Origin of the sequence: Clostridium sp. UBA1652 (assembly GCF_002320975.1) — a bacterium.
GTDB lineage: Bacteria > Bacillota > Clostridia > Clostridiales > Clostridiaceae > Clostridium_T > Clostridium_T intestinale.
In genome coordinates this window covers 104,371-127,494 of the sequence record NZ_DCLI01000048.1, presented here as the reverse complement: position 1 = coordinate 127,494, position 23,124 = coordinate 104,371, and the positions used below count along the sequence as shown (strand labels likewise).

21 protein-coding genes are annotated in these 23,124 nt (G+C 30.5%); 20 read left to right on the top strand and 1 reads right to left on the bottom strand.

Annotation, left to right across the window (positions count from 1 at the left end; genetic code table 11):
• The first annotated feature begins 28 nt into the window (after window positions 1-28).
• The 5 genes from rimM (at window position 29) to B3N22_RS08815 (ending at window position 3,636) form a co-directional block, all read left to right on the top strand.
• Window positions 29-526 (top strand): ribosome maturation factor RimM, encoded by a 498-nt coding sequence (gene rimM, locus B3N22_RS08835; RefSeq protein WP_286906378.1) that lies wholly within the window; start codon window positions 29-31, stop codon window positions 524-526.
• Window positions 516-1,226, top strand: coding sequence for a tRNA (guanosine(37)-N1)-methyltransferase TrmD (trmD, locus tag B3N22_RS08830; protein ID WP_073015967.1), 711 nt, complete (start codon window positions 516-518; stop codon window positions 1,224-1,226). The genes rimM and trmD overlap by 11 nt, the downstream gene beginning before the upstream one ends.
• 122 nt (window positions 1,227-1,348) lie before the next feature.
• On the top strand, window positions 1,349-1,699 hold the full coding sequence (rplS, locus tag B3N22_RS08825) for a 50S ribosomal protein L19 (RefSeq protein ID WP_021802122.1): 351 nt from the start codon (window positions 1,349-1,351) through the stop codon (window positions 1,697-1,699).
• A 265-nt stretch (window positions 1,700-1,964) separates the two neighbouring features.
• On the top strand, window positions 1,965-2,807 hold the full coding sequence (ylqF, locus tag B3N22_RS08820) for a ribosome biogenesis GTPase YlqF (RefSeq protein ID WP_021802121.1): 843 nt from the start codon (window positions 1,965-1,967) through the stop codon (window positions 2,805-2,807).
• Between the two features lie 10 nt (window positions 2,808-2,817).
• Entirely contained in the window at window positions 2,818-3,636 is an 819-nt protein-coding gene (locus B3N22_RS08815) for a ribonuclease HII (RefSeq protein WP_286906374.1), read from the top strand.
• Here B3N22_RS08815 and B3N22_RS08810 read toward each other — a convergent pair whose 3' ends face one another.
• Complete coding sequence (locus tag B3N22_RS08810; protein WP_073015969.1) at window positions 3,637-4,002, bottom strand: YraN family protein; 366 nt, start codon at window positions 4,000-4,002, stop codon at window positions 3,637-3,639.
• Between the two features lie 93 nt (window positions 4,003-4,095).
• Between B3N22_RS08810 and B3N22_RS08805 the strand changes: the two genes are divergently transcribed.
• From B3N22_RS08805 to rimP, 15 genes are all read left to right on the top strand, one after another.
• A complete protein-coding gene (locus B3N22_RS08805) occupies window positions 4,096-5,610 on the top strand; it encodes a YifB family Mg chelatase-like AAA ATPase (RefSeq protein ID WP_286906370.1) in 1,515 nt (504 codons plus the stop codon).
• Window positions 5,611-5,612: 2 nt separating this feature from the next.
• Complete coding sequence (gene dprA / locus B3N22_RS08800) at window positions 5,613-6,680, top strand: DNA-processing protein DprA (protein WP_286906368.1); 1,068 nt, start codon at window positions 5,613-5,615, stop codon at window positions 6,678-6,680.
• Between the two features lie 39 nt (window positions 6,681-6,719).
• Window positions 6,720-8,810, top strand: coding sequence for a type I DNA topoisomerase (gene topA / locus B3N22_RS08795; protein ID WP_286906366.1), 2,091 nt, complete (start codon window positions 6,720-6,722; stop codon window positions 8,808-8,810).
• Window positions 8,811-8,979: 169 nt separating this feature from the next.
• Complete coding sequence (gene codY / locus B3N22_RS08790; protein WP_286906364.1) at window positions 8,980-9,756, top strand: GTP-sensing pleiotropic transcriptional regulator CodY; 777 nt, start codon at window positions 8,980-8,982, stop codon at window positions 9,754-9,756.
• A gap of 232 nt (window positions 9,757-9,988) precedes the next feature.
• A complete protein-coding gene (rpsB, locus tag B3N22_RS08785) occupies window positions 9,989-10,690 on the top strand; it encodes a 30S ribosomal protein S2 (RefSeq protein ID WP_073015973.1) in 702 nt (233 codons plus the stop codon).
• A gap of 68 nt (window positions 10,691-10,758) precedes the next feature.
• Window positions 10,759-11,673 (top strand): translation elongation factor Ts, encoded by a 915-nt coding sequence (gene tsf / locus B3N22_RS08780; RefSeq protein WP_073015974.1) that lies wholly within the window; start codon window positions 10,759-10,761, stop codon window positions 11,671-11,673.
• Between the two features lie 65 nt (window positions 11,674-11,738).
• Window positions 11,739-12,449: a UMP kinase gene (gene pyrH, locus B3N22_RS08775; protein WP_073015975.1), complete on the top strand. Its 711-nt coding sequence runs from the start codon at window positions 11,739-11,741 to the stop codon at window positions 12,447-12,449.
• Between the two features lie 17 nt (window positions 12,450-12,466).
• Complete coding sequence (gene frr, locus B3N22_RS08770; protein ID WP_073015976.1) at window positions 12,467-13,024, top strand: ribosome recycling factor; 558 nt, start codon at window positions 12,467-12,469, stop codon at window positions 13,022-13,024.
• A 52-nt stretch (window positions 13,025-13,076) separates the two neighbouring features.
• Window positions 13,077-13,838: an isoprenyl transferase gene (locus B3N22_RS08765; RefSeq protein ID WP_286906359.1), complete on the top strand. Its 762-nt coding sequence runs from the start codon at window positions 13,077-13,079 to the stop codon at window positions 13,836-13,838.
• 13 nt (window positions 13,839-13,851) lie between these two features.
• Window positions 13,852-14,646, top strand: a complete 795-nt coding sequence (locus B3N22_RS08760; RefSeq protein WP_286906357.1) for a phosphatidate cytidylyltransferase — start codon at window positions 13,852-13,854, stop codon at window positions 14,644-14,646.
• Window positions 14,647-14,762: 116 nt separating this feature from the next.
• Entirely contained in the window at window positions 14,763-15,917 is a 1,155-nt protein-coding gene (locus B3N22_RS08755; RefSeq protein WP_286906355.1) for a 1-deoxy-D-xylulose-5-phosphate reductoisomerase, read from the top strand.
• A gap of 13 nt (window positions 15,918-15,930) precedes the next feature.
• Window positions 15,931-16,941, top strand: a complete 1,011-nt coding sequence (rseP, locus tag B3N22_RS08750) for an RIP metalloprotease RseP (protein WP_286906353.1) — start codon at window positions 15,931-15,933, stop codon at window positions 16,939-16,941.
• A gap of 11 nt (window positions 16,942-16,952) precedes the next feature.
• Window positions 16,953-18,005 (top strand): flavodoxin-dependent (E)-4-hydroxy-3-methylbut-2-enyl-diphosphate synthase, encoded by a 1,053-nt coding sequence (gene ispG, locus B3N22_RS08745; RefSeq protein WP_286906350.1) that lies wholly within the window; start codon window positions 16,953-16,955, stop codon window positions 18,003-18,005.
• A 107-nt stretch (window positions 18,006-18,112) separates the two neighbouring features.
• Window positions 18,113-22,435, top strand: a complete 4,323-nt coding sequence (locus tag B3N22_RS08740; RefSeq protein WP_286906349.1) for a PolC-type DNA polymerase III — start codon at window positions 18,113-18,115, stop codon at window positions 22,433-22,435.
• A gap of 218 nt (window positions 22,436-22,653) precedes the next feature.
• The gene (rimP, locus tag B3N22_RS08735; RefSeq protein WP_073015983.1) at window positions 22,654-23,115 is read left to right on the top strand and encodes a ribosome maturation factor RimP; all 462 of its coding nucleotides are present in this window, start codon (window positions 22,654-22,656) and stop codon (window positions 23,113-23,115) included.
• Window positions 23,116-23,124: the final 9 nt, after the last annotated feature.

Sequence of the window (23,124 nt, the reverse complement as noted above, 5' to 3'; positions counted from 1 at the left end):
CTTTATTTTTAATTAAGGAGGAATATCCTTGGAACAATTTTTAAATGTTGGTCAAATAGTAAATACTCATGGGGTTAAGGGAGAAGTTAAGGTATTCCCATTAACTGATGATCCTATGAGATTTAAAAAACTAAAAAAAGTTATTATAGATAACAAAGATGTACAAATAATTAGTTATAAATTCCAAAAAGATCGTGTTATATTGAAGCTTGAAGGCGTAGATACTATGGATGACGCTATTAGACTTAAAGGGAAGTATCTTAAGGTATCTAGAGAAGATGCTGTTAAACTACCTAAGGATACTTATTTTATAGCAGATTTAATAGGCTGTTCTGTATTTGATACAGATGAAACTCCATTAGGTGAGGTTTATGATGTAATAAAAACAGGAAGTAACGATGTTTATTGGGTTAAGGGGATAAAAGAATTATTAATTCCTGTGCTTAAGGAAATAGTATTAGACATTAATGTAGAAGATAAAAAGATAGTCATTAAACCTGTGAAGGAATGGCAAGATGAAGATTAATATATTAACTTTATTTCCTGATATGTTTAATATCTTTAATCACTCTATAATAGGTAAGGCTCAAGAGAAAGAAATATTATCTATAAAGCCAATAAATATTAGAGATTATAGCTTAAACAAACATAAAAAAGTTGATGACTATCCTTATGGTGGAGGTGCTGGAATGGTTATGGCACCTCAACCAATAGTATCTTCCATAATAGAAACAAAAAAAAGCAATAATGGTAAAGTGATTTTTTTAGGACCAAAAGGAAAAACATTTAATCAAAGCCTAGCTAAAGAGTTATCAAAAGAGAGTGAACTTATTTTCTTATGTGGACATTATGAGGGGATAGATGAGAGAGTCTATGATTATATAGATATGGAAATATCCCTTGGAGATTTTGTTTTAACTGGTGGAGAAATGGCTTGTATTCCTATTGTAGATAGCATAGTAAGACTTATTCCAGGAGTTCTTGGAAAAGAGGAAAGTTATCAAGAGGAGTCTTTTTATGATGGATTATTAGAGTATCCTCAATATACTAGACCAGAAGTATTTGAAGGAAAAAAGGTACCTGACGTATTAATATCAGGACATCATGAAAACATTCGAAAATGGAGAAGAAAGCAGTCTTTAATAATAACCAAAGAGCGAAGAGCAGATATGTTTAAAAAAATAACTTTATCAAAAGAGGATATAAAACTTTTAAAAGAAAACTGATTGTAAAATTATGTTGCACATTGTATTTTCATATGTTACAATTATCGTTGTGCTAGTACGGGCGGTCCTCTGGCAAAATAATTTGTTAAGAACGTCAAATTAATATTTAGGAGGGAATGCACATGAACGAAATAATTAGATTAATAGAACAAGAACAATTAAGAAGTGATTTACCAAACTTCAGTATAGGTGATACTGTAAAAGTTCACGTAAAAGTTAAAGAAGGTAACAGAGAAAGAATACAAGTATTCGAAGGAACTGTTATAAAGAAACAAAACGGTGGAACTAGAGAAACTTTCACAGTAAGAAGATTAGCTTATGGAGTTGGAGTTGAAAGAACTTTCCCAATTAACTCCCCAATCATAGAAAAAGTTGAAATCGTAAGATACGGTAAAGTAAGAAGAGCGAAACTTTACTACTTAAGAGACAGAGTGGGTAAAGCTGCTAAAGTTAAAGAGTTAATAAAGAAATAATTGAACTTAAAAATGGGGCTTTAGAGTTCCATTTTTTTATTTATAAAAAGAATTTAAAATATTCATGAAAATAATTGTGAATTATGAATAAATGGTCTAAACCCGCATGAACACTATATATAGTTATATAGTTATATAGCTAAAAATATATCTTCTTATATTCTTAAGAATATAAGAGAATTTAATGAGTTTAGATAATACTAAAGAAGATACATTTTAATATTAAAACATAAAAGATAGATTTTAACAAAAAGGAGATGATATCATGGCTATAAATTGGTTCCCAGGGCATATGGTAAAGACAAAAAGAGAAATAAAAGAAAATTTAAAACTTGTAGATGTAGTAGTTGAAATAAGAGATGCCAGAATACCTAGAGCTTCTGCCAATCCAGATATAGATGTTTTATGTAAAGATAAACCTAGATTAATAATACTTAATAAAAGTGATTTAACAGATGTTCAGTTAACTAAAAAATGGATTGAATTTTTATCCAAAGGAAATACAAAAGCAATTGCCTTAAATTCTTTGAAAGGCGAAGGGATACGATCAATAAAACCTGCTTTAGATGAACTTCTAAAAGAAAAACACGCTAGATTAAGAGCTAAGGGTTTAGTAAAAATTACTACAAGAGTAATGGTTGTTGGAATTCCTAACGTTGGAAAATCTACATTTATTAATAAAATGGCAAAAAATAATATAGCTAAAACAGGTGATAGACCAGGGGTAACAAAAAGTAAACAATGGATTAAAACATCTATTGGGGTAGAACTTATGGATACACCAGGAGTTTTATGGCCTAAGTTTGAGGATGAAGAAGTTGCTTTAAATTTAGCTTTTACTGGAGCTATAAAAGATGAAATTATGGATATTGAAGAACTTGCACTTAAATTAATAGAAAGACTTCAAACTAACTATCCTGAAAATCTAAAACTAAGATATAAGCTTGAGAATCTACAAGAAACCCCTCTAGAAAATATGGATATGATAGCTAGAAAAAGAGGATGTATAATCTCAGGTGGAGAAATAAATTACAATAGAATTTCTGTAATATTATTAGATGAATTTAGAGGTGGAAAAATAGGTAATATAACTTTAGAGTTACCTTAAAGGAGTAAAAATGTTTTTATTTAATGAAGATTTAGATAAACTTCCATATAAAAGTATAAATGATTCATTAAAAGATATATCAATTAAAGATTATTATAATAATGAAGAATTTAAGTTTCTTATGGAGGCTCTTATAAAGGCCAAAAGAAAAAATGTATCTTCTTTAGGAAGTAGACTTCTAAAAAGATGTGAAAACCACATAGTGGAAATAAAAAGAGTACAAGGAATGTATTCTTTTGATAAAGGGTTTGGAGATTATAAGTATGTTGCAGGAGTTGACGAGGTAGGAAGGGGTCCTTTAGCAGGTCCCATAGTATCTTGTGCTGTGATTTTAGATTTAAACGCCTCTACTGAAAATTTGTTATTAGAAATAAAAGATTCTAAGCAGCTTTCACATGAAAAGAGAGTAGAGTTATCTGAAAAAATAAAGGAAAAAGCCCTTGCCTATTCAATAGCTTTATGTACAAATCAACAGATAGATAATATAGGAATTGGTGTCTGCAACAATAAGATATTCATAGACGCTTGTGATAATCTTAAAATAAAGCCAAAATTAATATTATCAGATGGATATCCGATTAAGGGAATAAAGATAAAAAATCAAGCGGTTATAAAAGGGGATACAAAAAGTGCGTCAATAGCTTGTGCATCAATAATTGCTAAAGTGTATAGAGATAATCTTATGGAAGAATACCATAAAAAATATCCTGTATACAATTTTGATGAAAATGCAGGTTATGGGACACCTAAACATGTTGAAGCAATTAAAACCCATGGTCCTTGTGACATACACAGAATGAGTTTCCTGAGAAATATATTAAATACTTAATTAAAGTCTAAAAGCATCCTCATAATGTTGGATGTTTTTTTTATTTTCTTCTAGATTTAAGTCTATATTTATAATATCGTAACGAACATTTAGGTCGTATAAACTTTTAAGGTGAATATAGAACTTTGAGGATGATATAATTCTTTTAACTTTTGTAGAATTTATGGATTCAATTCCAACACCATAATTTAATGAATATCTACATTTTACCTCTATAAAAACAAGAAGTCCTCTATACATACAAATTATATCTAATTCTCCCAGTCTACAGTTGAAATTTCTTTCTAATATTATATAGCCTTTCTTAATGAGAAATTCACAAGCTAAATCCTCACCGTAATTTCCTAAAGATTTTTTATTTATCATAATTTTATACCTCCTTTAAAATTATTGACTAAAAAAATATTTTTAAGTTAATAATGTAGAAAAATATTAGTATTAAAGTTTAGAGGTGGTTTTATGGCGGTAATTATAAATAGTGCCACAATAAATAATTTAAATGGTTTTGTTATAAAGGTAGAGGTAGAAATATTCAAAGGCTTGCCTTCTTTTACCATAGTAGGTTTAGCGGATCAATCTATAAAAGAATCTAAAGAAAGAATTAGGGCAGCTATTGTTAATTCGGGGTTTAAGTTTCCACTAGGAAGAATAGTAATAAACCTAGCACCTGCTAACTTAAAGAAGATAGGTTCTTTATTAGACTTACCTATGAGCATAGGCATACTTATTTCAAGTGGACAAATTGAAGCAGAGCAGGTTGAAGAGTATATAATAGCAGGGGAACTTAGCTTAAGTGGTGACATAAAAGAGATAAAGGGATTATTTCCTATATTAGAGGCAGGAATAGATGGCGGATTTAATAAATTTATTATTCCAAGAGAAAACTCTTATCAAAGCAGTTTCTTCTACAAGGGAGATATATTTGATTTTGATGAATTAAAAGGTGTAATAAATTATTTAACTTACAAAGATCAGCTTCCTTCTGAAAAAATACCCTTCAAAATTAATAAAGTCTCTTCAGAAGATTTAAGTGAGATAATAGGTCAGGAAAGTGTGCTTAGGGCAGCAGAAATTGCCGCAGCAGGTTTTCATAATATATCTTTTTATGGACCTCCAGGAGCAGGAAAAACCTTAATAGCTAATAAAATAGCTAATATTCTACCAGAAATGTCCTATGAAGAGGCGGCTGAAATATTCAAAATATATAGTACAACAGATCTATCAGAAGAGATGTTTAAAAATGTGAGAAGACCATTTAGAAATCCTCACCATTCCTGCACTTCAGCAACCCTTATAGGTGGAGGTATAGGGAAAGTTGGAGAAGTAACATTAGCTCATAATGGTGTCTTATTTTTAGATGAATTTTTGCAGTTTAATAAAGAGTGCATAAACCAACTGAGAGAACCTCTTGAAAATAGAGAAGTTCAGATAAGTAGACTAAATAACAATGTTAAACTTCCAGCTAATTTTATGTTAATAACTGCCTTTAATCCATGTCCCTGTGGTTGGAACTTAAGCTTTAGTAAGGATTGCATGTGTTCTGATTTAGAAAAAAAGAGATATTTAAGTAAATTATCTAAACCAATACTAGATAGAATAGACATATTTACTTATGTTCCTCGAGTTGATATAAGTAAGAGAAATATTAAAAATCAGAAGGCTTTAAGTAAAAAGATAATAAAAAATATAAAATCAGCTACAGAGATACAAACTATAAGATACCAAAATGAAAAAGTTAAACATAATGCTAATGTAAAAAGTAAGGATATAATGAGACTTTTTAACGTTGATACTGAGGCTTTAGATAAATTAGAGTCAATATATGATAAATTTAATTTATCAATGAGGGGATATTATAAAATACTTAAAATATCAAGAACTATAGCAGATTTAAATGGAGAAGAAGCATTAAAAGCTAGTCATATATATGAGGCATTAAGTTATAGAAAATTTATAGATGGTGAGGTGATATAAATATGAAAAGAGAAGAAATGTTTTATAAAATCTGGATGGCTATCTCAAATGTGCCTGAGAGTTGTAAAAGATTTTTAAAAGACAGATATAATAATGAAGAGGAAATTTATAATCTTTATAAAATATCTAAATCAAATTATATAAAAGAAGATTATTCTGACAGAATAAAAAGAGTCAATGATGAAGAAGTTGAAAAACTATTAGATATTATGCACAATAATAATATTGGTGCTGTATTTTATAGAGATGAAGATTATATGGATGAATTATATCATGTTTATGAGCCTCCATATGTACTTTTTTATAAAGGGGATATCTCTAAAATTAAGTCTCATAAGAAAGTATCTATAGTTGGTTCAAGAAAGGCCACTTTGCAAGGAACTCAGTTAACAGAACATATATCAAAAGAGTTAGTTGAAAATGGAGTCATGGTAATAAGCGGGGGAGCGTATGGAATAGATACAGCAGCACATAGAGGGGCTTTAAGAGGTAATGGTGTTACATGTGCAGTGCTTGGATGTGGTATAAATGTAGTCTATCCAAAATCAAACTACAAATTATATAATGATATTATAAAAAATGGAGTAATTATATCAGAGTTTTTACCGTATGAGAAACCAGCTTCTTATAATTTTCCAAGAAGAAATAGAATAATTGCTGCCTTATGTGAAATATTAATTGTTACAGAAGCGGCTGAAAGAAGTGGAAGCTTAATAACTACTGGATACGCTTTAGATCTTGGCAAAACAATATTTGTATCTCCAGGAAACCCTATAAACCCTCAGGCTAGAGGTTCAAATAGACTAATAATAGATGGAGCTAATCCATTATATGAAGTGCAAGATGTATTAAAGGAGCTAAATATAACATCAAAAGATCCTTCAAGTAAGAATTTTTCAGGTGAAAAAGGGGTAGTACTAAAAGAAATAGGAGTGAATCCAATACATATTAATGATTTAATTAGAAGATGTAATATTGACATTTCTCTAATTTATGGTATATTATTTGAATTGCAACTTGAAAATGAAATTATTAGTTTATCAGGAAACTATTATGCAAGGATTAGTTGATTTATAAGGGGGTGAAGACTCCTAATTTAGGAGTGAGAAATGGGACAAAATTTAGTAATAGTTGAGTCGCCAGCTAAAGCCAAAACCATAGGAAAGTATTTGGGAAAAAATTATATCGTTGAAGCATCAATGGGACATTTACGTGACTTACCAAAGAGTCAATTAGGAGTTGATGTAGATAATGAATTTTCTCCTAAGTATATAACAATAAGAGGTAAAGGTGATCTTTTAGATAAATTAAAGAAGTTAGCCAAAAAAAGTGATAAAGTATATTTGGCAACTGACCCTGATAGGGAAGGTGAAGCTATTTCTTGGCATTTAGCTCACATATTAAAGATACCTACTACTGAAAAATGTAGAATTGAGTTTAATGAGATAACAAAAGAAGCTGTTAAAGGCTCAATAAAGAAATCAAGAGAAATAAATCAAAATTTAGTAGATGCTCAGCAAGCAAGAAGAATTTTAGATAGACTTGTGGGATATGAAATAAGCCCTATACTTTGGAAGAATATTAAATGGGGTTTAAGTGCAGGAAGGGTTCAGTCTGCTGCACTAAAATTAATTTGTGATAGAGAAGAAGAGATAAAGGCATTTGTACCTAAAGAATATTGGACAGTAGAATGTAAATTAATAAAAGATAAAAAGAAGTTTCCTGTAAATCTTGTTCAATATAAGAATAAAAAATTAGAAATAAATACTGAAGATGAAGCTGATAAGGTAATTAAAGATTTAAAATCTGGAAATTATGTTGTAAAGGATGTTAAAAAAGCAGATAAACAAAAAAATCCACTACCGCCTTTTACAACTTCCACTTTGCAGCAAGATGCCAATAAAAAATTAAACTATATGACAAAGAAAACTATGATGATAGCTCAGCAGCTTTATGAAGGCGTTGAGATAAAGGGTCATGGAACTATAGGTTTAATTACCTATATGAGAACAGATTCTGTTAGAATATCAAGTGAAGCTCAGGAAAAAGCTTTAGATTTTATAAAAGGAGCTTACGGAGAAAAATATACTCCAGATAAACCTAGAGTGTATAAAGGTAAAAAAAATATCCAAGATGCTCATGAAGCTATAAGACCAACATATATAGAAATTACTCCTGAAATAGCGAAAGAAAATCTTACAAATGATGCCTATAAACTTTATAGTTTAATATGGAAGAGATTTGTAGCAAGCCAAATGAGTTCTTGTTTATTAAATACTAATACCATAACTATAACTAATGGTGATTATAAATTAAGAGCAACAGGCTCAATAGTTAAGTTTGAAGGATTTATGAAGATATATGAGTATAGTACAGAAGAAGAAAATCAAGATGTATTACTTCCAGAGTTAGAGAAGGATGAAGTTTTAGCGGAAGATTCATTAACTCCAAAACAGCATTTTACTCAGCCGCCTAGTAGATATACTGAAGCATCTTTTGTTAAATTACTAGAGGAAAAGGGTATAGGAAGACCAAGTACCTATGTTCCAACTATATCAACCTTAACTAGTAGTAGAAACTATGTTGTAAGAGATAAAAAACAATTAGTGCCTACGGAATTGGGTTTTATTGTTAATAATATAATGTCTGAATATTTTAAAGAAATAGTTGATACAGATTTTACAGCTGAAATGGAACTTAAGCTAGATTCTGTAGAAGAGGGAACAGAAAACTGGACTAAGATTGTTGGCGAGTTTTTTACTCCATTAAAGACATCCCTTGAGAAAGCTGAAAGTGAAATGTCTAAAATAGTTTTAGAAGATAAGGTGTCTGATGTACCATGTGATAAATGTGGAAGAATGATGGTTATTAAGCATGGTAGATTTGGTGACTTTTTAGCTTGTCCTGGTTATCCGGAGTGCCAAAATACAAAACCTATAGTACATGAAGTTGATGCACCTTGCCCTAAATGTGGGGGGAAGGTATTACTTAAAAGAAGTAAAAAAGGTAATAAATTCTATGGCTGTTCTAACTACCCAGAATGCGATTTTGTAAGTTGGCATGAACCAGCTAAAGAGAAGTGCGATAAATGTGGTTCATTTATGGTATATAGATTCTCAAAAGCTAAAGGTAAATACTTGGAATGTACTAATGGAGAATGTAAAAATAAAGTTCCTGTAAAGAGTGAAGAAAAAGAATGATTTGTCGAAAATAGAAAAAGAGTGTTGAAAATAAAAAAATCCTATGATATATTAATTGATGTAGAACTTTTTTAAAAATTTCAAAAATTTTAAAAATTCAAAAATTTTAGAATATTTTATAGTTAAATGAATTATGGATAATGAATATGGATACATGAGGAGGAGTTTTATGTCTACACTACTTTCTAAGACAAGAAAACTTAATAAGATTTTACAAAAATCAGGTACTGAACCAGTAGCATTTGAAGACATATGTGAGTTATTAAGTGACGTTTTAGAATGCAATGTTTATATTGTTAGCAGAAGAGGAAAAATGTTAGGACATACATTCGCTAGTGGATTTGAATGCGAAATAATGAAAAAGAAGGTTCTTGAGGATAAAAAATTTCCAGAAGAATACAACAATAAACTACTAAATGTACAAGAATCACTTTCAAATCTTTATAATAGAGGAGCTTGCGTTTTTGAAGGTGAAATTAAATGCGATATGGATAACAAAATATCTACTATAGTGCCTATAATAGGCAATAGAGAAAGATTAGGAACTTTATTACTAGCTAGATTTGGTAAGCCATTTACTGATGATGACTTAGTTTTAGCAGAATATTCTGCTACTATTGTAGGAATTGAAATGTTAAGAGGTAAGCAAGTTGAATTAGAAGCAGAGGCAAGAAAAAAAGCTGTAGTTCAACTTGCAATTGGTACCCTTTCTTATTCAGAATTAGAAGCTGTAGAACACATCTTTGATGAATTAAAAGGTAGTGAAGGACTTCTAGTTGCATCGAAAATTGCGGACAAGGTTGGCATAACAAGATCTGTTATAGTAAATGCATTAAGAAAATTTGAAAGTGCAGGGGTAATAGAGTCAAGGTCTTTAGGTATGAAGGGAACCCATATTAAAATTTTAAATGACAAGCTATTAGACGAATTAAAGAAGATAAAATAGATGAAAGAAGGCTTTTGGCCTTCTTTTTATGTTTCAAAAGTAAAATTATGATTATTTTATTAAAAAATATGTAAATAATTAAAAAAGTATATTGAATGATAAAAAACACTGTGATATACTATCAGAGGTAAGAAATACACACATTATCTTATTTGTAGAGTGGTGCCTTTATAAAAGGAAGATCTACAATGGATGAAGATAATGGAGGGCTTAACCATAAGGAGGTAACAAAATGTCAGTAATTTCTATGAAACAATTATTAGAAGCAGGTGTTCATTTCGGACATCAAACAAGAAGATGGAACCCTAAGATGGCTCCATATATATTCACAGAAAGAAATGGAATATATATAATAGATCTTCAAAAAACAGTTAAAAAGGTTGAAGAAGCTTATCAGTTTGTTAAAAGCGTTTCTGAAGAAGGAAAAGATATTCTTTTCGTTGGTACTAAGAAACAAGCTCAAGAAGCTATACAAGAAGAAGCTGTTAGATCAAACATGCACTTCGTTAACAATAGATGGTTAGGTGGAATGCTAACTAACTTCAACACAATCAAAACTAGAATAGCAAGATTAACAGAATTAGAAAAAATGGAAGAAGAGGGAATATTCGAAGTTCTTCCTAAAAAAGAAGTTACAAACCTAAAGAATGAAAAAGAAAAATTAGTTAAAAATTTAGGCGGAATAAGAAACTTAAATGTTAGCAACGTAGGTGCTATGTTTGTTGTAGACCCAAGAAAAGAAAAAAATGCTATATCTGAAGCTAAAATTCTTGGTATTCCAGTTGTAGCTATTGTTGACACAAACTGTGATCCAGATGAAGTTGACTATGTAATTCCTGGTAATGATGATGCTATAAGAGCAGTTAAATTAATAACTGCTAGACTTTCAGATGCAATAATTGAATCAAGACAAGGTGAACAAGTAACTGAATAATTTTAGTAAAGGGTAGGTGGATATATTCCATTTACCTTTTACCTTAATGATATTAAGGAGGAATAATAATGATTACTGCTCAATCAGTTAAAGAATTAAGAGAGAAAACTGGTGCAGGGATGATGGACTGCAAAAAAGCCTTAACTGAAACTAACGGAGATATGGAAAAGGCTATAGAAGTATTAAGAGAAAAAGGATTGGCAGCAGCAGCTAAAAAAGCTGACAGAGTTGCAGCAGAAGGTGTAGTTAAAACTTATATATCAGAAGATCAAAAAGTTGCTGGTATAGTTGAATTAAATTGTGAAACGGATTTCGTTGCAGCTAATGAAGAATTTGTAGGTTTTGCTGGAAAATTAGCAGAAATGGCTTCAACTAGCACAGCTAAAGATATAGAAAACTTTGTTGCTGAAAAATTCAATGAAACTCAAACTGTTCAAGAAGCGTTAACAGCTTTAATAGCTAAATTAGGCGAAAATATGACAGTAAGAAGATTTGAAAAATTTGCAGTTGAAAATGGAGTAGTTCAAAGCTACATACATGGTGGCGGAAGAATAGGAGTTGTAGTTGAATTAGCATGTGATACAGCTTCTCCAGTTCTTGCTGAAGTTGCTAAAGATGTTTGTATGCAAGTTGCAGCTGCAAATCCATCATTCTTAAGCAAAGATGATGTTGATAACGAAGCTTTAGATAAAGAAAAAGAAATATATAGAGTTCAAGCTTTAAACGAAGGCAAACCAGAAAATATAGTTGAAAAAATGGTTATGGGAAGAATTCAAAAATATTATAAAGAAGTGTGTCTTTTAGAGCAAGCTTGGGTTAAAGATGGAGATAAGTCAATAACTAAACATCTTCAAGAAAAATCTAAAGAAGTAGGTTCTCCAATTACAATAAACAAATTTGTAAGGTTTGAAAGAGGAGAAGGTATAGAAAAGAAAGAAGAAAACTTTGCTGAAGAAGTTGCAAGACAAATCGGTGCAAAATAATTTAAAAGAGAACACAAAGTGTTCTCTTTTTTTAAAAATAACTTGAAAGATATGGAGGTTAACTAATGTCTAAATGTAAATTTAAAAGGGTAATGTTAAAATTATCAGGTGAAGCTTTAGCAGGAGCTAATGGATTTGGTATAGATTTTAATGTTGCACAAAGAATAGCTATGGAAATAAAAGAATTAGTAGAAATGGGTGTTGAAGTAGGCGCTGTTGTTGGTGGCGGAAACATATGGAGAGGCAGAGATGGATCTGATATGGACAGAACTACAGCGGATTATATGGGTATGTTAGCAACATGCATAAATGCTTTAGCATTACAAGATTCCTTAGAAGGTTTAGGGGTTATGACAAGAGTTCAAACTGCTATAGAAATGAAGGAAGTGGCTGAACCTTTTATTAGAAGAAGAGCTATGAGACATTTAGAAAAAGGTAGAGTAGTTATTTTTGCTGCAGGTACTGGAAATCCATATTTTTCTACTGATACAACAGCTGCATTAAGAGCTGCTGAAATAGAAGCGGAAGTTATACTATTAGCTAAGAAGGTTGATGGGGTTTATGATAAAGATCCGCATAAATATTCAGATGCTAAGAAATATGATTCTCTATCTTACATACAAGTTTTAGAGCAGGGTCTTCAAGTTATGGATTCGACTGCAACTTCATTATGTATGGATAATAATATTCCTATTTTAGTATTTGCTTTAGATGAGCCTGGAAACATTAAAAAGGCTATAATGGGTGAAGAAATAGGAACTATGGTTTGTAAATAATAAAGGAGGTTCTCTTTATGATAAAAGATGTTATTAAGTCTGCTGAAGAAAAAATGAGTAAATCTATTAAGGTATTAAAATCTGATCTTTCAACAATGAAGGCTGGAAGAGCTAATCCAACTATGTTAGACAGAATTGAAGTTGACTATTACGGAAGTATGTGTCCATTAAGTCAGGTGGCTAGTGTTTCTGCTCCAGAACCAAGACTTCTTATGATAACACCTTGGGAAAAAACTTTACTAAAAGATATAGAAAAAGCTATATTAAAATCAGATTTGGGAATAAATCCATCTAATGATGGTTCTGTAATAAGATTATTAGTTCCTGAATTAACTGAAGAAACTAGAAGAAATCTAGTTAAGAATGTTAAGAAGGCTGGAGAAGATTCTAAGGTAGCTATAAGATCAATAAGAAGAGATGGGAATGATAAATTTAAGTCTTTAAAGAAAGATGGAGATATATCAGAAGATGAATTCAAAAAAGCAGAAGATGATATCCAAAAGGTAACAGATAGCTATGTTAAAGAAATAGATAAGATTATAGCGGACAAAGAGAAAGAGATAATGTCAATATAAAGCCTGCTTTCTAGCAGGTTTTTTTACCATATTCATTATGGAGGAATAGTAAATGTTTAAGTGGCTAAAAGGTAAAAAAGATAATAAACCTAATGATGTAAATATAAATTATAATAGAATTCCTAAGCATATTGCAATTATAATGGATGGTAACGGTAGATGGGCAAAGGCTAAAGGTTTGCCTAGAACTTTTGGACATAGAGCAGGGGTTGAAACCATAAGAAAAATAATAAAAGAATGTGATAAAATTGGAGTAAAATACCTAACTTTATATGCATTCTCAACAGAGAATTGGAAGAGACCTAAGGATGAAGTTGGTGCACTTATGAACCTGCTTGTAGAGTATTTGAAAAATGAGTTCGAAGAATTAAATAGTAATGGAGTGGTAATAAATCATATTGGGGACATAACTAAGTTACCAAAGCCATGTAGGGATGAATTGGTTTCAGCTTATGAAAAAACCAAAAATAATTCTGGTGTTGTAATGAATCTTGCACTTAACTATGGCGGTAGAGATGAAATTATTTCAGCTGTTAAGGATATAATTGAAGACATAGAAGATAAAAAAATATCTAAATATTCTTTAGATGAAAATCTTTTTTCAAATTATCTTTATACTAAAAAAATGCCTGATCCAGATTTAGTAATAAGACCCTCTGGAGAACAAAGGCTAAGTAATTTTCTATTGTGGCAATGTGCATATTCTGAGTTCTGGTATTCTAACATAAATTGGCCAGATTTTACAGAGGAAGATTTACATAGAGCTATTTTTGATTATCAGAACCGAGATAGAAGATATGGGGGAATCAAATAGTGGAGGTATCCTTATGAAATCGAATAATAGGTATTTAGGAGCGTTAATAATTGCACCTTGTGTAATATTTGTTTATCTAGGGGGGGATTATTTAAAATACCTAATACTTTTGTTATCTATAATGGGACTACATGAATTTTATAAAGCACTTAAATCCAAAAATTATAAACCTATAAGCATAGCAGGATATGTACTTTTAGTAGCATATTATATGTTTAATAATGATTTTTTGATTTTAATGTATATGCTTATCTTAGCTGCTTTTATATTATTGTGTATACCAGTAATAAACTTAGAAATAACCTTTATAGATGTGGCCTTAACTCTTTTAGGTTTTATGTACGTTTGTGTACTATTTTCTTTCATATACCTTGTAAATCAAAGTTATGGAGGTAAATATTTAGTTTGGCTCATATTTATAGGTTCATGGATGTGTGATACTACTGCTTATTATGCTGGAAGATACTTAGGAAAACATAAACTTAATCCTAAAGTCAGCCCTAAAAAAACCATTGAGGGATCAGTAGGCGGACTTTTAGGAGCTACTATATTTTGTGGGATATTTGGATATTTTATAAGTAGCTATGTACCTGGCATTGCTATATATCACTACTTTCTTATAGGAGCATTTTGTGGAGTTTTCTCTCAATTTGGAGACTTAGTAGCATCTTCAGTTAAAAGATATGTAGGAATTAAGGATTATTCTAATTTAATTCCAGGTCATGGAGGGATTTTAGATAGATTCGACTCCATACTTTTTTCAGCAACAGTTGTATTTTATTATTTAACATTTATAATAAGATTGTAGTTTAAGTTTGCAGTGTTTTAACTGCAAGCTTTTTTATTTTTCTTTTAAATTGGAACATTTTTGATATAATAAGAATATGATTGACTTTTTAGAAAGGCAAATATAGGAGGCAAAATATGAAAAAAATATCGATATTAGGGGTTACTGGGTCCGTAGGAACGCAAGCTTTAGACGTAATTAGATTTCATAAAGAAACTATGGAGCTTGTAGCTGCATCTGCATTTAAAAACTTTGAAAAAATGATAGAAATATTAGAGGAATTTAAACCTAAATATATTGTATTAGAAGAAGATGATGCTTACAATAAATTCGAAAATTATATTAAAGATAACAATAAAGAAGTTATACTCTTAAAGGGAATAGATGGACTTAAAAAAATAGCATCTTTAAGTGAAATTGATGTCGTTTTGACATCTGTAGTTGGTATGATAGGTCTTGAACCTACATTAGAAGCTATACGAGCTGGTAAGGATATAGCTCTAGCAAATAAAGAAACTTTAGTTGTAGCGGGAGCTATTGTTATGGAGGAAGCAAAAAAATATGGTGTGAAAATATTGCCTGTAGATTCAGAGCATGGGGCTATATTCCAATGTCTAAATGGAGAAAAGTATGAAGATATTAACAAAATTCTTCTTACAGCATCTGGGGGTCCTTTTAGAGGTAAAGTTTCTAAAGAACTAGAAGATGTAACTTTTAGGGAGGCTTTAAAACACCCTAACTGGAGTATGGGAAGAAAGATATCTATAGATTCTGCTACGTTAATGAATAAGGGGTTAGAGGTTATAGAAGCTCATTGGCTATTTAATGTACCGTTTGAAAAGATACAAGTTGTTGTTCATCCTCAAAGTTTAGTACATTCTATGGTGGAATTTAAAGATGCAAGCGTAATTGCTCAAATAAGTTCTACAGATATGAAATTACCTATACAGTATGCATTAAACTATCCTAATAGGGAAAGTAATATATGTAAAGAGTTAGATTTTTGGAATTTAGCTAATTTAAGTTTTGAAAAACCTGATTTTGAAACATTTAAATGCCTTAAACTAGCTTTTAATGCAGGGAAAATTGGTGGCATAATGCCTACAATTTTAAATGGAGCTAATGAAGTTTTAGTTGAATTATTTTTAGAAGAAAAAGTAAAGTTTCTAGAAATTCCAGAAATAATAGAAGAGTGTATGAATAGATTTTATGTAGATGAATATTTAACTATAGAGGGTATTTTATCTACTGACAAATTAGTTAGAAGCTATATTTATGAGAAATATAGTTAGAAGGAGGAAATAGATGTATATAGTAGCAGCTATATTAGCATTTTCTGTGCTAATAATTGTTCATGAATTAGGTCACTTTATAATGGCAAAGGTAAATGGGGTAAAAGTTGAGGAGTTTTCTATAGGTTTTGGACCTAGGGTTATAGGTGTTAAAGTTGGTGAGACAGATTATTGTTTAAGGATTCTCCCTCTAGGTGGAAGAGTTGCTATGCTTGGGGAGGAAGAAGAGGTTAATGATAAAAGAAGCCTTACAAGCAAATCCCCACTAAGAAGGATAAGTATTATAGTAGCTGGTGTTGTTATGAATTATCTTTTAGCAATAGTTATTTTTATTACCATGGGTATGAATTTAGGTTTTAGTACTCCAGAGGTTAAGGATATAGTTGATAATTCCCCAGCAAAAGAGGTTGGTCTTAAAGCTGGAGATAAGTTCACTAAAATAAATGATATGAAAATACTAACAGCTGAAGATGTATCTGTAGCTGTAGCATTAGCTAAAGGAAACCCATTGGATGTTGAGATTAATCGTAATAACGAAACAAGAAACTTTAATATAACACCTAAGTTGACCGAGGAAGGAAACTATCAAATCGGATTCTACTTTGGCAGAGTTGATAATCCTTCATTTACTCAATCAATTAAATATGGTGCAAATCAAACAGTTTCATTAGTTAAGCAGACATTTTTAGGATTTAAGATGTTATTTTCAGGTAAAGCTAATCTGAAAACAGATATTGGCGGACCTGTAACAATAGTAAGAATGAGTGGAGAAGCTGCTAAAGCAGGTATTTGGAGTCTTCTATATTTTACTGCATTTATTTCAGTAAATTTAGCTGTATTTAACTTATTACCTTTCCCAGCATTAGATGGTGGTTGGGCATTCTTTATATTAATAGAATTAATTACAGGCAAAAAAATACCTGATAGAATATTAAATTACGTTAATAGTGTGGCATTAACTCTTTTATTAGGAATAATGATTTTAGTAACAATTAAGGATATACTTTTTCCAGTTCAATTTTAGAGGTGTAGAATATGTTTAGAAAAGAAACAAGAAAGATTAAGATTGGTAATAAAACATTTATAGGTGGAGATAGTAGAATAACAGTCCAATCTATGACCAATACAGATACTAGAGATGTTAAAAGTACAGTAAATCAAATAAGAAACTTAGAAATTGCTGGTTGTGATATTATAAGATGTGCAGTTCCAGATATGGAGGCGGCAAAAGCTATAGGAGAAATTGCCAAACAAATAAGTATTCCTCTAGTTGCAGATATTCATTTTGATTATAAACTAGCTTTAGAATCTATAAAAAATGGAGTTTCAGCCTTAAGGATTAATCCAGGCAATATTGGTTCAATTGAACGAGTAAAAATGGTTGCTGAAGCATGTAATGATAAAAACATACCTATAAGAATAGGTGTTAACTCAGGATCATTAGAAAAAGAGCTTCTAGCTAAGTATGGAAAGCCATGTCCTGAAGCATTAGTTGAAAGTGCTTTAAAAAGTGCAGATATATTAGAAAAGATGAATTTTAGAAATATTGTTATATCTATAAAATCTTCTGATGTTCAAACTATGATAAATAGTTATAGACTTATGAGTGAAAAGTCAGATTATCCTCTTCATTTAGGAGTTACAGAGTCTGGAACTCCTTGGAGAGGAACAATAAAGTCTTCTGTTGGAATAGGAACTTTACTTGCTGAGGGGATTGGAGACACAATAAGAGTATCTTTAACTGGTGATCCTGTTGAGGAAATTAAAGTTGGGAATGAAATTCTAAAAGCTTTAGGAATTAAAAAAGGTGGTATAGAATTTGTTTCTTGTCCAACATGCGGAAGAACTCAGATTGATCTTATAGGAATAGCTAAAGAGATTGAAGATAAACTTTCAAGCTGCAAAAAAGATATAAAGGTAGCTATTATGGGGTGTGTTGTTAACGGCCCAGGAGAAGCTAGGGAAGCTGATATAGGAATTGCAGGAGGAAAAGGTGAAGGTATAATCTTCAAAAAGGGTGAAATATTAAAAAAAGTTAAAGAGGAAGATTTAGTTCAAGAATTAATGAAAGAAATTGATAAACTTTAGATAACAAGTTAAAATAGAAAAAGTATAGTTGAAATTCAGCACGCTGGATTTCTTCTTTTGCTTTTGGTATTCAAAATTATTTTTAATTATGCTAGGAGGAATTTTCCTTGGGTAAGGAATTTATAGAGTCAATAAATAAAGAAATTTATAAACTTGAAGATATTGAGGAAAAAGCTCTTAGAATTTCAGGTTTTCAATATATGAAAAAAAGTAATAAATTAAAGGTTATCTTAAGAAGTAAAGAAGCCTTAAGTAGTAAGGAAGAATTAAGTGTTAGAGAGATAATTACAAAAAAGTTGAATTTGAATGTTGACATAGATATTTTATGTATTATAGATATATCCAATATAAGATTAAAAGAGATTGTAGATAAGCACTGGAACGAATTGATTGAAGAAATAATTAAAAAGCATCCATTAACTAAAAATATTTTATTGTCCGGAGAAAAAGAAGTTATAGATAACTCTTTAATAATTTCTTATGGCTCAGAGATACTAATAAATTTTGCAAAAAAACAGAAGATGCAAGACTTATTAAGAAAATATATTAATTCTATATTTGGATTTAAAGCAGTAGTTAGTTTAAAGTTTGATAGTGAAATTGACATAAAGATAAGTGAAGAATATAAAGTCTATAAAAAGCAAGAGACAGAAAAAATAATAAAAGAAATAAAAAGCAATGTCCAGGTTGAAAGACCCAAAATGCCAGTAAAGTCAGCAGAAGTACAGAAGAAAGATTATAGTAATAAAGATGTAAAAATAGATAATGAAAATATAATTATGGGAAGAGCTATTGTAGAAGAATCTATTCCTATAAAGAGTGTAAATGAGGAATTAGGGATAGTAGCTTTAACAGGAGAGATATTTAAATTAGAAACAAGAGAAACTAAAAGCGGAAAGATACTTCTAACCTTCTTTATTACAGATAATACATCCTCTATTGTTGTAAAAGCCTTCTTAAATTCTAAAGTTCAAGAGAGAGTTTTGGAGAATGTTAAAAAAGGATTATACTGCAAGATTAGGGGAGAGGCAAGATACGATAATTACTCAAGAGAAATAACCTTTAGTGTTAGAGATATAGTAAAGATGCAGAAAATTGTAAAACAGGATTTAGCTTCTGAAAAAAGAGTTGAGCTTCATTGTCATACTACAATGAGTACAATGGACGCTGTCACATCACCTTCAAAACTTATAGAAAGGGCAGCTAAGTGGGGTCATCCAGCAATTGCAATAACTGATCATGGTGTAGTTCAGGCCTATCCTGAAGCTATGGATGCTGCTAAAAAACATGGAATAAAAGTTATATATGGACTAGAGGGATATTTAGTTGACAATGGGGTTCCTATAGTTCTAAATTCTAAAAATCAAAGTATTAAAGATACTTACGTTGTTTTTGATATAGAGACAACAGGGTTTTCACCTAAAAATGATAAAATAATAGAAATAGGGGCAGTTAAAGTATGTGATGGTAAAGTAATAGATAGATTTTCAAGTTTTGTTAATCCAGAGAGAACAATTCCCTTTAATATTACTGAACTAACGTCAATAGAAGATAGTATGGTGATGGATGCACCTACTATTGATAAAGTGTTGCCAGAATTTTTAGCTTTTTGTAAAGGTTCAGTTTTGGTTGCTCATAATGCAGGATTTGACTGCTCTTTTATTAAAACCAATTGTAACAATTTATCACTAGAATTTTCTTTTAGTATTTTAGATACTGTTCCTTTAGCGCGATTTTTATATCCAGACTTAAAAAGAGTGAAACTTAATATAATAGCAAAACATTTAGGTATTTCTTTAGAAAATCATCACAGAGCAGTAGATGATGCAAAGGCAACAGCTGAGATTTTATTAAAATGTTTTGAGAAATTAGTAGAAGATTTTAATATAGATAACCTAGATAAGCTAAATGAAGAGTTTTTAAATAATGTTGATATTGGTAAGCTGCCTATGTACCATGTAATAATACTTGCTAAAAATCAAGTGGGGATTAAAAATTTATATCAACTAGTTAGTAAAGCACATTTAGATAATTTCTATAGAAAACCTAGATTACCAAAAACACTTGTATCTGAGTTTAGAGAAGGGTTAATAATTGGGTCTGCATGTGAGGCTGGTCAAGTATATAGAGCTATTTTAGATGGTAAATCTCAAAATGAAATAGAAGAAATTGCAAGTTTTTATGATTATCTAGAAATACAACCTATAGACAATAATATGTTTTTAATTGAAAAGGGAAATGTAAAAGATAGAGAAGAATTAAAAACAATAAATAGAAATATATATGATCTTGGACAAAAACTAGGAAAAGTTACTGTAGCTACTTGTGATGTGCATTTTATGGATCCAGAAGATGAAGTTTATAGAAAAATAATATTAGCGGGACAAGGCTTTAGTGATGCTGATAGTCAGCCACCATTGTATCTAAGAACAACTGATGAGATGTTAAAGGAATTTGATTATTTAGGTGAAGATAAGGCTTATGAGGTTGTTATTAAAAATACTAATTTTATAGCAAATCAAATAGAAGGCTGTAAGCCAATACCAGATGAAACCTATCCACCTAAAATTGATGGGGCAGAGGACGATATTAAAAATATGACTTTAAATAAGGTTCATAGTATTTATGGAGATAATTTACCAGAAGTAGTTCAAAAGAGATTGGATAAAGAACTTAATTCAATTATATCAAATGGATATGCAGTGCTTTATTTAATTGCTCAAAAATTAGTTGCCAAATCAATTTCTGATGGATATTTAGTTGGTTCAAGAGGATCTGTTGGTTCTTCATTTGTAGCAACTATGTCTGATATTACAGAAGTTAATGGGCTACCACCCCATTATGTATGTCCAAATTGCAAAAAATCGCAATTCTTTTTAGATGGATCTATAAGTTCTGGAGCTGATTTACCTGACAAAAATTGTCCTGATTGCGGAACCTTATATAAAAAAGATGGTCATGACATTCCATTTGAAACCTTCTTAGGTTTTGAGGGAGATAAAGAACCAGATATAGATTTAAACTTTTCTGGAGATAACCAAGGTGTAATTCACAAATATACTGAGGTTTTATTCGGAAAGGGGTTTGTATTTAAAGCAGGAACTATTGGAACTGTAGCAGAAAAAACTGCATATGGATATGTTAGAAAATATTTAGATGAAAGAAATATAATAGCATCATCGGCGGAAATAGAGAGATTGACACTAGGATGTACAGGTATAAAACGAACTACAGGCCAGCATCCAGGCGGTATAATGGTTGTACCTAGAGATAATGATATTCATAATTTTTGTCCAATACAACATCCAGCAGATGATCGTGATTCTGATGTAGTTACAACGCACTTTGATTATCATTCAATAAGTGGTAGACTATTAAAATTAGATATATTAGGTCACGACGATCCAACAGTTTTAAGAATGCTTCAAGACTTAACAGGTATAGATCCCAAAACAATTCCTCTTCATGATGAAAAAGTATTAAGTTTATTTACAAGTCCTGATGCACTTGGGATAACAAAAGAAGAGCTTGAATGTGAGGTGGGAACCTATGGACTTCCTGAGTTTGGAACTAAATTTGTTCGACAAATGCTTTTGGATACTAAGCCAAAAACTTTTGCAGATTTAGTTAGAATATCGGGACTATCACATGGTACTGATGTATGGCTTAATAATGCTCAGTATTACATTAAAGAAGGATATACTACATTAAGTGAATGTATTTCTACAAGAGATGACATTATGGTTTACTTAATTTACAAAGGGGTTCCTCCTAAGACGGCATTTAATATAATGGAAAAAGTGAGAAAAGGAAAAGGTGTATCCGAGGAGTATGAACAGATAATGAAGGAGAATAGTGTTCCGGAATGGTACATAGAATCCTGTAAAAAGATAAAATACATGTTCCCAAAAGGGCATGCTGTTGCTTATGTTATGATGGCAGTAAGAATAGCATATTTTAAGGTTTATTATCCTTTAGCTTACTATGCAACTTACTTTACAGTTAGAGCAGATGATTTTGATGCTGAACTTATATGTAAAGGTGAGGGTGCTATTAAAAATAAGCTACAAGAGATATATCAGATGGGTAATAATGTAACCCAAAAAGATAAAGGATTAATGACTATATTAGAAATAGCTTTTGAAATGATTAAGAGGGGATTTAAGTTCTTAAAAGTTGATCTCTACGAATCAGATTCTGTAAAATTTAAAATAGAAAATGGTATGATAAGACCACCTATTAATTCTCTTCAAGGTGTTGGAGATAATGCAGCAAAAAGTATAGTAGAGGTAAGAAAAGATGGAGAATTTATATCAAAAGAAGATTTAAGAATAAGAGCTAAAATATCAAAAACAGTTATAGAAACTTTAACGATTCATGGATGTCTAGAGGGTCTTGGTGAAACAAACCAAATTTCATTATTTGGATAGAAAAAGATAATTTCAAATAAAGGTTGTAATCCAATTATTACTATGTTATTATAAAAATAGAAAGTTTATTTAAATAGAAGCGTAGAAGGGAGTGGACAATTTGTCCGCTCTTTCTATTTGTAAAACGCAACTATAAATGTTGCGTTTTTATATAGCTTATATTAATAAGCTAACTATTGGCTATACTAAACGGTAAGGCTAGTAAAGGAGGTTAAAAGATGAAAAAGATTGAATTGGAAGATAAGCTTAAAGAACTTATAAAACCTTTGGTAGATGAACAAGGATATGAGTTCTATCATGTTGAATATGTAAAAGAAAATAATGAGTATTATTTAAGGGTATATATTGATTCAGATAATGGTATATCCTTAAGTGATTGTGAAAAGATCAGTAGATTAGTAAGCAATTTAATGGATGAATCAGATCCTATAGAAGGTCAATATTATCTAGAAGTATCTTCACCAGGCATTGATAGACAGCTATTTACTAATGAACATATGATTAAAAGTATAGGTTCTAAAGTAGTTGCAAGACTTTTAAAGGCTGTTAATGGTGAAAAAGTTATTAAAGGGACGTTATCCGAAATAAAAGAGGATGAAATTGTTATTTTAAGGGATAATAATAGTATTATAATTCCAAAAGATAAAATCAAGTCCATAAATATTGAAGGGGAGATATAGATTAAGGAG

Excerpts from the sequence above, each read along its gene's own strand:
- B3N22_RS08765 (WP_286906359.1), top strand. The coding sequence starts at position 13,077 with ATGTTTAAGTGGCTAAAAGGTAAAAAAGATAATAAACCTAATGATGTA.
- rplS (WP_021802122.1), top strand. The coding sequence starts at position 1,349 with ATGAACGAAATAATTAGATTAATAGAACAAGAACAATTAAGAAGTGAT.
- codY (WP_286906364.1), top strand. The coding sequence starts at position 8,980 with ATGTCTACACTACTTTCTAAGACAAGAAAACTTAATAAGATTTTACAA.
- B3N22_RS08755 (WP_286906355.1), top strand. The coding sequence starts at position 14,763 with ATGAAAAAAATATCGATATTAGGGGTTACTGGGTCCGTAGGAACGCAA.
- trmD (WP_073015967.1), top strand. The coding sequence starts at position 516 with ATGAAGATTAATATATTAACTTTATTTCCTGATATGTTTAATATCTTT.
- rimP (WP_073015983.1), top strand. The coding sequence starts at position 22,654 with ATGAAAAAGATTGAATTGGAAGATAAGCTTAAAGAACTTATAAAACCT.
- B3N22_RS08815 (WP_286906374.1), top strand. The coding sequence starts at position 2,818 with ATGTTTTTATTTAATGAAGATTTAGATAAACTTCCATATAAAAGTATA.
- B3N22_RS08760 (WP_286906357.1), top strand. The coding sequence starts at position 13,852 with ATGAAATCGAATAATAGGTATTTAGGAGCGTTAATAATTGCACCTTGT.
- topA (WP_286906366.1), top strand. The coding sequence starts at position 6,720 with ATGGGACAAAATTTAGTAATAGTTGAGTCGCCAGCTAAAGCCAAAACC.
- rpsB (WP_073015973.1), top strand. The coding sequence starts at position 9,989 with ATGTCAGTAATTTCTATGAAACAATTATTAGAAGCAGGTGTTCATTTC.
- ispG (WP_286906350.1), top strand. The coding sequence starts at position 16,953 with ATGTTTAGAAAAGAAACAAGAAAGATTAAGATTGGTAATAAAACATTT.
- B3N22_RS08810 (WP_073015969.1), bottom strand. The coding sequence starts at position 4,002 with ATGATAAATAAAAAATCTTTAGGAAATTACGGTGAGGATTTAGCTTGT.
- dprA (WP_286906368.1), top strand. The coding sequence starts at position 5,613 with ATGAAAAGAGAAGAAATGTTTTATAAAATCTGGATGGCTATCTCAAAT.
- rseP (WP_286906353.1), top strand. The coding sequence starts at position 15,931 with ATGTATATAGTAGCAGCTATATTAGCATTTTCTGTGCTAATAATTGTT.
- tsf (WP_073015974.1), top strand. The coding sequence starts at position 10,759 with ATGATTACTGCTCAATCAGTTAAAGAATTAAGAGAGAAAACTGGTGCA.
- frr (WP_073015976.1), top strand. The coding sequence starts at position 12,467 with ATGATAAAAGATGTTATTAAGTCTGCTGAAGAAAAAATGAGTAAATCT.
- B3N22_RS08805 (WP_286906370.1), top strand. The coding sequence starts at position 4,096 with ATGGCGGTAATTATAAATAGTGCCACAATAAATAATTTAAATGGTTTT.
- ylqF (WP_021802121.1), top strand. The coding sequence starts at position 1,965 with ATGGCTATAAATTGGTTCCCAGGGCATATGGTAAAGACAAAAAGAGAA.
- pyrH (WP_073015975.1), top strand. The coding sequence starts at position 11,739 with ATGTCTAAATGTAAATTTAAAAGGGTAATGTTAAAATTATCAGGTGAA.